The organism is Pedobacter sp. AC402 (assembly GCF_979252805.1).
In genome coordinates this window covers 432,543-445,408 of sequence record NZ_CEEDAI010000006.1, presented here as the reverse complement: position 1 = coordinate 445,408, position 12,866 = coordinate 432,543, and the positions used below count along the sequence as shown (strand labels likewise).

At 39.8% G+C, this 12,866-nt stretch carries 8 protein-coding genes; all 8 read left to right on the top strand.

All coding sequences use genetic code 11. The annotated features are described in order from the left end of the window. Nucleotides 1–242: 242 nt before the first annotated feature. The 8 genes from AC0IWE_RS06230 (at nt 243) to AC0IWE_RS06195 (ending at nt 12,863) form a co-directional block, all read left to right on the top strand. Nucleotides 243–2,654: a hypothetical protein gene (locus AC0IWE_RS06230; RefSeq protein WP_471792377.1), complete on the top strand. Its 2,412-nt coding sequence runs from the start codon at nt 243–245 to the stop codon at nt 2,652–2,654. Nucleotides 2,655–2,705: 51 nt separating this feature from the next. Further along, nucleotides 2,706–4,556, top strand: a complete 1,851-nt coding sequence (locus AC0IWE_RS06225; RefSeq protein WP_471792376.1) for a rhamnogalacturonan lyase — start codon at nt 2,706–2,708, stop codon at nt 4,554–4,556. 18 nt (nt 4,557–4,574) lie between these two features. Further along, nucleotides 4,575–6,179: a glycoside hydrolase family 2 TIM barrel-domain containing protein gene (locus AC0IWE_RS06220; RefSeq protein WP_471792375.1), complete on the top strand. Its 1,605-nt coding sequence runs from the start codon at nt 4,575–4,577 to the stop codon at nt 6,177–6,179. A gap of 82 nt (nt 6,180–6,261) precedes the next feature. Then, on the top strand, nt 6,262–6,915 hold the full coding sequence (locus AC0IWE_RS06215; protein ID WP_471792374.1) for a DUF4982 domain-containing protein: 654 nt from the start codon (nt 6,262–6,264) through the stop codon (nt 6,913–6,915). 148 nt (nt 6,916–7,063) lie between these two features. Then, nucleotides 7,064–7,834 carry a rhamnogalacturonan acetylesterase gene (locus AC0IWE_RS06210; protein ID WP_471792373.1) on the top strand — a complete coding sequence of 257 codons (771 nt, stop codon included), beginning with the start codon at nt 7,064–7,066 and terminating at the stop codon, nt 7,832–7,834. Between the two features lie 98 nt (nt 7,835–7,932). Further along, nucleotides 7,933–8,727: a rhamnogalacturonan acetylesterase gene (locus AC0IWE_RS06205; protein ID WP_471792372.1), complete on the top strand. Its 795-nt coding sequence runs from the start codon at nt 7,933–7,935 to the stop codon at nt 8,725–8,727. A gap of 93 nt (nt 8,728–8,820) precedes the next feature. Continuing rightward, nucleotides 8,821–11,718, top strand: a complete 2,898-nt coding sequence (locus tag AC0IWE_RS06200; protein ID WP_471792371.1) for an exo-beta-1,4-galactosidase — start codon at nt 8,821–8,823, stop codon at nt 11,716–11,718. Between the two features lie 17 nt (nt 11,719–11,735). Beyond that, a complete protein-coding gene (locus tag AC0IWE_RS06195; RefSeq protein ID WP_471792370.1) occupies nt 11,736–12,863 on the top strand; it encodes a glycoside hydrolase family 88/105 protein in 1,128 nt (375 codons plus the stop codon). Nucleotides 12,864–12,866 lie beyond the last annotated feature (3 nt).

Genomic DNA, 12,866 nt, shown 5'->3' with positions numbered 1-12,866 from the left:
ACCTTTAAAATCTTTCTTGTAACATATTGTCATCATAAAAAAGCAGGATACTACAGGATGCCCATTAAAAATATACTCTTTACATTCGACATGAATCAATTAATTATTGCTATCTGGCCAATAATTGAGATTTGCTAACCAATTACACATAATGAGCCTCTTTTACGCCAACCTGGTATTGACTATGTTTTTTGTAGATCATTTGTGGGCAAAATTTCTGTTTACATGATTGATAAAAACATATGAACCTAAAAAAATATACTTTGCTGGGTATTTTAAGTGCAATAACATTTTGCAGTTTGGCTCAGCAAAAAGCGGAACCGGTTAGTGGCAGTCAGAAATCAATTAAGCTTTTTTTTGAAAAGTCGTACCTGCAGGTAGATCGCGGCTATTACAGTACCGGTGAGGATATTTGGTTCAGTGCGTACCTTGTAAACGGAAAAAGCAGCAGTTTAACAGCTACCAGCAATAATTTATATGTGGAGTTGCTTTCTCCAAAATCAGAAATTATAGATCGAAAAATGATCCGTTTAAATGGCGGGCTTGGCAAGGGCGATTTTAAATTAGAAGATTCAATTCCATCGGGCTGGTATGCCATTCGGGCTTATACCAACTGGATGCGGAATTTTGGAGGTGATTTTGTGTTTCAAAAACGGATCCACATCAGCAACAACATCATCGAAAATGCTTCGTACTTTACCCGTAATCCTGCAAATAAAACTGATGGCAATGCGCTTAAAAAGTCGATTGCTTTTTTTCCTGAGGGAGGCTCTTTAGTTGAAGGTTTATCCAGTATTGTTGCCTTTAAAACAAATGATGATGCCGGTAATGGTGTAAAAGCCATGGGGAGTATCATTTCATCAAAAGGAGATACGGTAACCACTTTTCAGAGTACTGAAGCAGGTATGGGCATTTTTGCTTTTACCCCTAAGGCTGGCGAAAAATATCGGGTTGAAGGCACTTATGGCAAAGAAAAATTCTCTTCAAATATGCCTTTAATTCTTCAAAAAGGACTATCGCTTCATGTAACGTCAGATTCTCTGACCATTAAAGCTACAATTGCAGCGAATGAACCAAGTTTTAACGAATTGAAAGATAAAACCATTTCGGTGGTGATTAAACATGCGGGCGACAATATTTACTCTGGTGCTGTAAAGCTAAGTAAAGCTTTAGTATCGGTTTCTATACCCACAAAGGGCTTCCCGAGTGGTATTTCTATCATTACACTGCTGGATGAGGCTGGAAGGCCAAACTGCGAAAGATTGATTTTTATACAGGATGAAAACAAAGTAAATCTTCTGCTCATACCCGGTAAAGCAGTTTATAAACCACGCGAAAAAGTTGTAATCCAGGTAAAAGCAACAAATTTTTTAGGGCAACCAGCCAAAACATCATTTTCACTGGCTGCTGTAGATGGGCTTGTGCCTGATGACGGAAATGATATCATTTCCTACCTCATGTTGCAATCAGAAATAAAAGGAGAAATCAAAAATGCTGCACAGTATTTCGATCCTAAAAATCCATCGCGCTTAAAGCAGCTTGATCTGTTGTTACTTACCCAGGGCTGGAGAGATTACCTATGGAAAAAGCTGGCCGATTCAACAATAAAAATCAGTTATCTGCCAGAGCCGGGTATAACCATAAAAGGCTTGGTGCGTGAAAAATTAGGTAATAAACCGCTTCCGAAAATGAATATTACCCTATTTGGATCTAATTTTATGGGAAATAAACTCTATACCACAAAAACTGATCAGGAAGGCCACTATTTTTTAGATGGGTTAAGCTGGTATGGCAACCAGGCGGTAAAAATATCTTCTAAAGATGATAAAGGCAAAAAAGGGGGCTGGTTGCAGATTGATACCTTAATTAAACCCTTAAATATTAGTTTGCTAAAGGAGATTGACACCGGGATTCCCAATACGTTAAATGCTGAAATTGGTAAACGTATGGATTACAACCGTAAGTTTAAGTTTGGTGATTCAATTTCTTTAAATGATATTGAAATAAAGGCAAATGCAGGCAAAAAATTATTGTTATTTAACGAAACCTTATCAACTTTCGGCTATCCCGACCAGGTTTTTAACATTACAGCTGCAGATTATTCTTACAAAGGGTTGGAACATTTTTTATTAACAAAAGCCAACGGAGCGCAAACTATAGATGATTTGGACAGTACAGGTGGTGAAGGGGTTGCTTTTTTATCGAACGGTAAAAAAGTAAGACCGCGCATTTTGATCAATAACAGGGAAGACCTTTTTGAGCGACTTGATTATTACAGTTTAACTATGGATCAAATCAACCAGGTTACTGTAAGGCATTTGGTTAACAGCGAAGCGAAAGATGTTTATGTGATCAGCCTAAACTTAAAAGATGAAGCACTCCGCGGATCAAATTTAGATTTGCTTAACATTAATTTAAATGGTTACTACACGGCCAGAACTTTTTATGCGCCTAATTACAATAGTCCGGCTACACAGAATAAAGATTTGCGTACCACGGTTTTTTGGTCGCCATCGGTTAAAACCAACGAGAATGGCATGGCAACCATCACCTATTTTAATGGCGACAATAAAACCAATATTTTAATAAAAGCTGATGGAATTACCGATAAAGGAGTGGCTGTATCGGCCAAAGCTGCATATAAAGTACAATAATCACCCGAATGATAAATCACAATATTACTTAATTAAGAGGCGATATAAGTTATGAAAACCAAAACCATCGTCATTTTATGTTTTATCGTAAGCCTGTTTGTGTCGGCTCCACTTTTTGCCCAACGGCAAATGGAAAAGTTGGGCAGGGGCCTGGTTGCCATACGGCAAAATACCGATTCTGTTTATATAGGATGGCGTATGCTGGGTACCGATCCTGATGATATTGCCTTTAACCTGTACCGCAAAACCGGAAATGGAGCTGCGGTTAAACTCAATCGCGAGCCGATTTCGGAAAGCACCAATTTTATAGATAGAGGGGTTAAATTTGATCTTCAGAACAGTTATTTTGTAAAACCAATTTTAAACGGCCACGAATTAGAAGCCAGTAATAGCTTTACATTGGCTGCCAAATCGCCAATTGAGCAATATTTAACCATTCCTTTAAAAACTCCTACAGGTTATACCCCTAATGATGCTTCTGTGGGTGATTTGGATGGCGATGGTGAATATGAGATTGTATTGCACCAAACCGGGCGCGGGAGAGATAACTCCTCAAACGGATTAACCGACCCCCCGATTTTTCAGGCCTATAAACTGGACGGAACTTTTTTATGGGAAATTAATTTAGGCAAAAACATTCGCGAAGGGGCACATTATACCCAGTTTATGGTGTACGATCTGGATGGCGATGGCATAGCCGAAATGGTTTGCAAAACCGCTGATGGAACTGTAGATGGTAAGGGGAAAGTAATTGGTGATTCGACTAAAGACTGGCGCAACCAGAACGGTAAAGTATTAGATGGCCCTGAATTTTTAACCGTATTCAGCGGTAAAACCGGTGAGGCTTTGGCTACTGCCGATTATATTCCGGCCCGTGGCGATATTGGGGCATGGGGTGGCAAAGGTGGTAATGGTAAAAACGACAATACAGGTAACCGGGTTGATCGATTTAATGCCTGTGTAGCTTATTTAGATGGTGTACACCCAAGTGTGGTGATGTGCAGGGGTTATTATGGCAGAACGGTTTTAGCGGCCTGGGATTGGCGGAAGGGTAAATTAACTTCGCGTTGGGTATTTGATAGTAAAGATGGTAAAAACCCATTTTCTGGTCAGGGAAATCATAACCTCACCGTTGCAGATGTAGATGAGGATGGTAAGGATGAAATTATTTACGGATCGATGTGTGTAGATGATAATGGAAAGGGGTTGTATACCACAGGCTTACGCCATGGCGATGCCATTCATGTTTCCGATCTCGACCCTGAACACCCTGGTTTGGAGGTTTTTGGTGTACATGAAATAGAAGAAGGAACTAAAGGCCCAGGTGCAGCTGTTTACGATGCCAGAACAGGAGAAATATTATGGAAAGGATCGCAGGATGAAGATGTTGGCAGGGGAGTGGCCGATAACATTGATAATACCCGCTTTGGCGCACAAATGTGGTGGTCGGGATCGAACGGATTATATGATATTAAAGGGAACAGGATCGGCAATCAACCACGATCGACTAATTTCTTAATCTACTGGGATGGCGATTTATCAAGAGAACTTTTAGATGGCAACCATATTGACAAGTATAATGGCGGACGGCTATTTACAGCAGATGGTGCAGTTTCTAACAATGGAACCAAATCTACGCCGGCCTTAAGTGCTGATATTTTTGGCGATTGGCGCGAAGAGTTGATTTTAAGATCGTATGATAACCAAAACTTGAGGATTTATACCACAACCATCCCCACAACGCACCGCAATTATACCTTAATGCACGATCCGCAGTACCGTTTAAGCATTGCCTGGCAAAATGATGGCTATAACCAACCGCCACATACTGGCTTTTATTTCGGTTTTGGGATGAAAAAGGCCCCTAAACCACACATTATATTGGTAGAGCCTAAAAAATAAATGATTCTATAGCACATTATGAAAATATACCGGTTTTATATCCTTTCTTTTATCATATTACTCAACGTTATTGTTGTATTTGCACAAACAGTAAAAGAACAGGCAAGAATAATTAAGCCTTTCGATCAGGATTGGGCTTTTAATCTTGGAGATGCCCAGGGTGCAGAAAAGTCTGACTTCGATCAGTCAAAATGGAGAAAATTGAATGTTCCACACGATTGGAGCATAGAAGGTGCTTACGATAAAGCAAATTTAACGGCACGTGGTGGAGGCTATTTACCTTCGGGAATTGGTTGGTACCGTAAAAGTTTCAATCTTGATGAAAGTTTTGCCAAAAAGAAAGTAACGATAGAATTTGATGGCGTAATGGCCAATAGCGAAGTATGGATTAATGGTTTTTATTTGGGCAAACGGCCTTACGGTTATATCAGTTTCAGCTATGATTTGAGCAAGCATTTAAATTTTGGTAAAGGTAAAACAAATGTAATTGCGGTTAAGGCTGATAATACGGTACAACCAGCATCGCGTTATTATACTGGCGCAGGAATTTACAGGCATGTGCGTTTAGTGGCAACAGATGCCGTTCATATTGCAGATTGGGGAGTTTACATTACCACGCCAGATGCTACTGCTCAAAAAGCTACAGTTAAGGTAAAAACAAATGTGCTGAATGAATCTGGTCAAAGTGCGCAGGTTATGGTAGAAACATCTGTTTTGGATGCCACAGGGAAGGTTGTTAAAACGGCTCAAAGCAAACAAACAATAGCTGCTGGAAAAAATGCCAGTGTAGAAGAAAGTATTGTAGTTACAAACCCAAAACTTTGGAACCTCGAAACGCCAGATCTGTATCAAACTTTAACGAAAGTAACCCTTAACGGAAAAGTTGTAGATGATCAATTGAACAGTTTTGGCATCAGGGCTTTCAGGTTTGATGCGGCGACTGGTTTTTGGTTAAATGGCAAAAATTTTAAGTTAAAAGGTGCATGTTTACATCATGATGGTGGTGCTGTGGGCGCAGCAGTGCCTTTAAGTATATGGAAATTCCGCTTAGCACGTTTAAAGGAAGTTGGCGTTAATGCCATCAGAACGGCACATAATCCTGTTGCCCCTGAGTTTTTGGAGCTGTGCGACCAGATGGGCTTTTTAGTGATGGATGAAACCTTTGATACCTGGAATTCGTCAAAAAATAATGGAGAAAAAGGCTACAACAGATTTTTTACCGAATGGTGGGAACGCGATACCCGCGATATGGTAATGCGCGATCGTAACCACCCGTCTATTGTAATTTATAGTGTTGGAAACGAAATTCACGACGATTTAAACAGTGCCGAAGGGTTTAAAAAATATAAAGATCAGCAAGATCTGGTTCATCAGCTTCATCGAAGCCGTCCGGTTACAATGGCACTTTTCCGTCCGGCCAATTCGAAGGTTTATACCAATGGTTTTGCCGAAATAATGGATGTTGTCGGCCAAAATTATCGCGAAAATGAGTTGGTGGCCCTGCACAATCAAAAACCGAATTTAAAAGTAATCGGTACAGAAAATACACATGTAATACAACAATATTTGGCATTGCGCGATAATCCTTTTATGGCAGGCCAGTTCCTGGTGGACGGGTTTTGATTACCTTGGAGAAGCCGATTGGCCTCAAATTACTAATGGACAGGGATTATTTGACAGGATTGGCAGTTGGAAACAGCAAAGTTTGCAACGCCAAAGCTGGTGGTCAGATCAACCTGTGGTACACATTGTGCGCAAAGAAGATAATGCAGGTGCTGGTGACTGGATTAACAACTGGACACCTACCGATTTTGATACATATGATGATGCAAAAGTTGCCGTTTATAGCAATTGCGAAGAGGTAGAACTCTTTTTAAACGGAAAATCGTTAGGGAGTAAACCAAAGCCAGCTGATGATTCGCCACGTTTGTGGGATGTAACTTTCGAAAAAGGCAGTATAAAAGCAGTTGGTAAAAATAAAGGTAAGGTAGTTACAACAGATGAACTTAAAACTGCTGGTGCACCAGCCAAAATTGTACTCTCAGTTGATAAAAACAAAATCGGTAATAACTGGGATGACGTGGCTTTTGTAACTGCAAAAATTTACGATGCAAATGGCAATATCTGCCCAAATGCCGATCAATTGATCAAATTCACGATCACAGGTAGTGGAGTTATTGATGCTGTTGATAATGGAAATATTAACAGTCATGAAATGTATAAAGCTACACAACGCCATGCTTATAAAGGCGTTTGTATGGCTTTTATTAAGGGCAATGCGCCTGGCAACATCGAGGTTAAGGCTTTGGCAGATGGACTTGATGGTGCTGCGGTAAAATTAGAAGTGATCAGTAAATAACGTTGATCGTCACCCTGAATTTATTTTAGGGTCTATCTTGCAAAGATGCTGAACTAAATTCAGCATGACGATAGGTCGCTTCAAGATCGAATAAATTAAAGCTGTTAAATCAGAAAATAATATTCAGAAATAATTAACATTAATAATAATGAAATTAACACCCATAAAACTACTTGCAGCGTTTACCATAATATTTTTGGCTTCTGCATTTATTAAAACCGATAAACCCGCCCTGCACACCATTGGCGATTCTACCGTTCGCAATTCCAATAAAGAAACCTGGGGCTGGGGAACGCCGATCGCTTCACTGTTCGATACCACAAAAATCCATGTAGAAAATAATGCCATGGCCGGAAGAAGCACGCGGACTTTCCTATCAGAGGGCAGATGGGATAAAGTATTGGAAACCTTAAAACCGGGCGATTTTGTTACCATGCAATTCGGGCACAATGATGGTAGTGTTCCTGATACTACAAAAGCGGGCAGAAGGGGTGTATTGAAAGGCACTGGTGAAGAAACCAAAGTATTAACCTGGCCAGATGGAAAAGTAGAAACTGTACACACCTATGGCTGGTATATCCGCAAATTTGTGCGCGAAACCAAAGCAAAAGGAGCTACGCCGATTGTACTGTCGATGATTCCGAGAAATATTTTTAAAGATGGTAAAGTGGAACGTGCCGATAAAGATTTTGGTAAATGGGCCGCTGAAGTTGCCAAACAAGAAGATACATTTTTTATAGACCTGAATAAAATAACAGCCGATAAATACGATGCCCTGGGCCCTGAAAAGGTTAAACTTTATTTCCCTAGCGACCATACCCACACCAATTTAGAAGGTGCAAAAGTTAATGCGACCTCTGTAGTACAAGGAATTAAAGAACTGAAAAACTGTAATTTAAAAAAATATCTAAAAGACTAGAAGTCGGAGGTCAGAATTCCGATGTCAGGAGAAACTTCGTAGGTTTTAAAAACCTGCGAGGTTTGAATAAACTAAAATATGTGTAACCACTTAATAACATGAAATCAACTCAATCATACCTACACCTAATTCTCTTAACCACATTCATTATTTTTTCTTCCTGCATCATTTTAAAACAGCAGGCGAAACCTACCTTATTCCTAATCGGCGATTCGACCGTTAAAAATGGAAAGGGCAAAGGCGATGGTGCTTTATGGGGCTGGGGGAGTTTTATCGGAGACTTATTTAATAACGAAAAAATCAATATTGAAAATGATGCACTCGGTGGTACCAGCAGTCGTACCTTTCAAACCAATGGCTTATGGGATGCTGTTTTAGCAAAGGTAAAAAAAGGCGATTTTGTGATGATGCAATTTGGGCATAACGATAGCAGTCCGCTTGATGATACTTCCCGTGCCCGTGGTACGATAAAAGGTATTGGTACAGAGAGCAAAGAAACTTATAACCCGATTAAGAAACAGAAGGAGGTGGTTTATACCTATGGCTGGTACCTGCGTAAATTTATTAACGATATTAAAGCCAAAGGTGCAACAGCGATTGTATGTTCGTCTATTCCACGAAATCCGGTTAAAGATAATGCGGTTGTTTTAGCTACAGATAGTTATGCTGCATGGGCAGCTGAAGTTGCAAAAGCAGAAAAAGTAGATTTTATTCCATTAAACCAGATTATTAAAGATAAATATGCCACTTTAAGTGCAACTGAGGTAAAAACATTTTTTACTGAAAAAGACCATACCCATACCAACGAAGCAGGCGCAAAGTTAAATGCTGCTGCTGTTGTAGAAGGCCTTAAAAAATTAAAAAACAATAAGCTGAATAACTATTTAAAATAAAGCGGAGCAGGATGCTACAGGATGCTTTCGTGCCAATATTTTTTTATTTTAACAGCCTAACCAAATACCAACGGTATTAAACCGTAAAATTTTATGCAGATACAGGTTAACCAAATTTTTAAAGTGCTGATAGGCATTGCTTTTATATTTTTGAGCATCATACAAACACATGCCCAAAGCATTTCACTTGCAGGCAAATGGCGATTTAAAATTGATGCTAAAGATGAAGGCATAAAAGGAAAATGGTATTCAACTATTCTTCCCGAATCTGTGAATCTGCCAGGCTCAATGGCCGAAAATTTAAAAGGCGATGATATTACCCTTAAAACAAAATGGACCGGAAGCATTTACGATAGTTCGTACTTTTTTCATCCCCGGTTAGAAAAATACCGTAAGCCAGGTAACCTGAAAATACCTTTCTGGCTTACACCTGCCAAACATTACACTGGTGCGGCATGGTACCAAAAAGATATTCAAATTCCGGCAAACTGGAATGGTAAAAGGCTGGTATTATCTTTAGAATATCCCCATTCAGAAACAAAAGTTTGGATAGATGATGTCGAAATCGGAACCCAATATACCTTTGTGGTTGCGCAAAATTTTGAACTTCCGGCAAATTTAAAAGCCGGTAAACATACCATAACTTTGCTAATCGATAACCGCATTAAAGCGATAAATGTTGGGCAGGATTCGCATAGTTTAACGGATCATACACAAGGAAACTGGAATGGTGTGGTGGGTAAAATGGAACTGTTGGCAGGTTCGCCGGTGTATTTTGAAGATCTTCAGGTTTATCCGGATTTAAAACACAAAACTGCAAAGGTTAAAATCCATTTAAAGGCAAATGCCAATCAATCTTCTGCAGGGAAAATTATACTTTCGGCAGCAAGTTTTAACACGAAAAATATTTTGCAGGTTAAGCCCGTAACAGCCGCTTATCAACTTACAAATGGCGAAGGAAATTTAGAAATTAATTTGCCCATGGGTGATAAAATAGCCACCTGGGATGAATTCGATCCGGCATTGTACCGTTTAACAGCTACTTTACTATCAAAAGATGGCAAAAAAGATCAAAAAAAGGTGCAATTCGGGATGCGTGAGTTTAAAGCTGTAGGCAGAACTTTTGAAATTAATGGTCGGCCGGTTTTTTTACGCGGTACGGTTAACAATTGTGAATTTCCGTTAACAGGTTATCCATCAATGGATGTTGCAGCATGGGTACGCATTTTTAAAATTTCGAAAGCCCATGGATTAAACCACATGCGTTTCCATTCTTTTTGCCCACCAGAAGCTGCTTTTATTGCGGCAGATCAGGTAGGTTTTTATCTTCAGCCAGAAGGCCCTAGTTGGGCCAACCACGGTACATCTATCGGGGATGGTAAACCGATCGACCAGTTTATCTACGATGAAACCAACCGCATGACTAAGAGCTATGGTAACTATGCATCTTTTTGTATGATGGCCTACGGAAATGAACCACGTGGCAAACAGGTAGAATACCTCACCAAATTTAACAATTATTGGAAAGCTAAAGATTCGAGGCGATTGTATACTGGGGCATCGGTTGGTGGCAGCTGGCCGGTAATTCCGAACAACGAATATATGGTACGTGCAGGGGCACGAGGTTTAGATTGGGGCAGGAAACCAGAAAGTATTTCTACTTATGCCAAACAGATTGAACAGTTTACAGTCCCTTTTGTAGCGCATGAGATGGGACAGTATTGTGCTTTCCCGAATTTTGATGAAATAAAAAAATACACAGGTGTGTATCGTGCTAAAAACTTTGAGATGTTTCAGGAAGATCTTAAAGACCACGATATGGCCGATCAGGGCCACGATTTTTTAATGGCTTCGGGTAAATTGCAGGCACTTTGTTACAAAAATGAAATCGAAAAAGCATTGCGCACACCAAATTATAACGGTTACCAGTTATTGTCGTTAAATGATTATCCAGGTCAGGGAACGGCACTTGTAGGTGTTTTGGATGCCTTTTGGGATGAAAAAGGTTATATTACGGCCAAAGAATTCAAGCGTTTTTCTAACAGCACTGTGCCTCTGTTAAAAGTTTCGAAATTTGTTTTTACCAATAACGAAACCTTGGAAGCTGCGGTAGAGGTATCACATTTTGGTAAAGCACCGATTGAAAATGCAACACTATCCTGGACATTGAAAGATGCGAACGGAACCAATGTAGCTAAAGGTAATTTCCCTGCAATTAGGTTAGCCATCACCAATTGCATTGCCATCGGCAGCATTAAAGTGCCTTTAAATAACATTACAAAAGCAACTAAACTGAAACTGGAGGTTGCCATTGATGGAACTGAGTTTGCTAACGATTGGAACTTTTGGGTTTACCCCGTACAACTGCCTGAGGTTAAAAGCAATGTATATTATTGCACCAGTTTAGATGAAAAAGCCCAGGCGGTTTTGGCCGATGGAGGAAATGTTTTTCTTAATGCAGCTGGCAAAGTAGTAAAAGGAAAAGAAGTGGTGCAAACTTTTTTGCCTGTTTTTTGGAATACCTCGTGGTTTAAAATGCGCCCGCCACATACTTTAGGCATTTTATGCGATCCAAAACATGCAGCATTTAACAACTTCCCGACTGATTTCCATAGCGATATGCAGTGGTGGGAAATTGTAAACAAATCGCAGGTAATGAACCTCGAAGATTTTCCTTCAGGATTTAAGCCCATTATTCAGCCAATAGATACCTGGTTTTTAAACCGCCGTTTGGCAATGGTTTTCGAAGCAAAAGTGGGCAAGGGGAAGTTGGTGGTTTCGAGTACCAACCTCTCTCCTGAACTAAAAGATGCTCCTGCGGCTCAACAACTTTACTTTAGTTTGCTGCAATACATGAATTCTGCCCAATTTAACCCAAAATACGAGGTAGCCTTTAATACCATCAAAGATATCTTAGAAAGTCCGTCGAAAATTCAGTTCGATACCTTTACAAAAGATAGTCCGGATGAGTTAAAACCTAAATCCAATTAATTAATAAGCGAAATACCATGAAGAAATTTATATTCAGCTCCGCGATAATTTTCAGTATATCTGTTCAGTTGCTTTTTGCGCAGAAAATTCCAAATAAAAAGGAGGTTTTAAAAGTGCTAAAACTTACGAATGCTTATTTCATGAACAAATGGCCTGATGCCGGGAAATCAATTATTACCAATAGAGAACGGCCAAGCAACATCTGGACGAGGGCTGTGTATTACGAAGGGTTGATGAATCTTTATAAAATCCATCCCGAAAAAGAATATTACGATTATGCCGTTCAATGGGGCCAAAAACATAATTGGGGCTTAAGGAATGGCATTGCCACCAAAAATGCCGACGACCAGGCCTGTGGACAAACTTACATCGACCTATACCTGATTGATAAACAACCAGAACGCATTAAAGACATTAAAGCTTCGATCGATTTGGTAATAAAATCGGGCCGGGTAAACGATTGGACCTGGATTGATGCCATCCAAATGGGTATGCCTGTTTTTGCTAAACTTGGTAAATTATACAACGATACTGCCTATTACAATTACATGTACAAAATGTATATGCATTCTAAAAATACCGAAGGTGGTGGTTTGTATAATGCGAAAGATGGCCTTTGGTGGCGCGATAAAGATTTTGTGCCTCCTTATAAAGAACCAAATGGCGAAGATTGTTATTGGGCCAGGGGCAATGGATGGGTTGTGGCCGCATTGGTACGTGTGCTCGAAAGTATCCCTGAAAATGAGGCCCACCGGAGTGAATATTTAAAAACCTACAATGAAATGATTAAAGCCTTAGTGCCCATACAACGCGCTGATGGTTTTTGGAACGTAAGTTTACACGATTCTACTCATTTTGGTGGTAAAGAAACATCAGGCACAGCGTTATTTGTATATGGCATGGCCTGGGGCGTAAATCAGGGAATTTTAGATAAAGCCACATACCTGCCGATTATTACCAAAGCATGGAATGCCATGACGAAAGATGCCGTTCAAAAAAATGGTTTTATAGGTTTTATGCAAGGAACAGGTAAAGAACCGAAAGATGGGCAGCCGGTAAGTTACACCAGCGTACCCGATTTTGAAGATTATGGTTTGGGTTGTTTTCTATTGGCCGGAACTGAAGTTTATAAGCTTAAGAAATAATGA

Coding starts and splice junctions, on each gene's coding strand:
- AC0IWE_RS06230 (WP_471792377.1), top strand. CDS start 243: ATGAACCTAAAAAAATATACTTTGCTGGGTATTTTAAGTGCAATAACA.
- AC0IWE_RS06225 (WP_471792376.1), top strand. CDS start 2,706: ATGAAAACCAAAACCATCGTCATTTTATGTTTTATCGTAAGCCTGTTT.
- AC0IWE_RS06220 (WP_471792375.1), top strand. CDS start 4,575: ATGAAAATATACCGGTTTTATATCCTTTCTTTTATCATATTACTCAAC.
- AC0IWE_RS06210 (WP_471792373.1), top strand. CDS start 7,064: ATGAAATTAACACCCATAAAACTACTTGCAGCGTTTACCATAATATTT.
- AC0IWE_RS06205 (WP_471792372.1), top strand. CDS start 7,933: ATGAAATCAACTCAATCATACCTACACCTAATTCTCTTAACCACATTC.
- AC0IWE_RS06200 (WP_471792371.1), top strand. CDS start 8,821: ATGCAGATACAGGTTAACCAAATTTTTAAAGTGCTGATAGGCATTGCT.
- AC0IWE_RS06195 (WP_471792370.1), top strand. CDS start 11,736: ATGAAGAAATTTATATTCAGCTCCGCGATAATTTTCAGTATATCTGTT.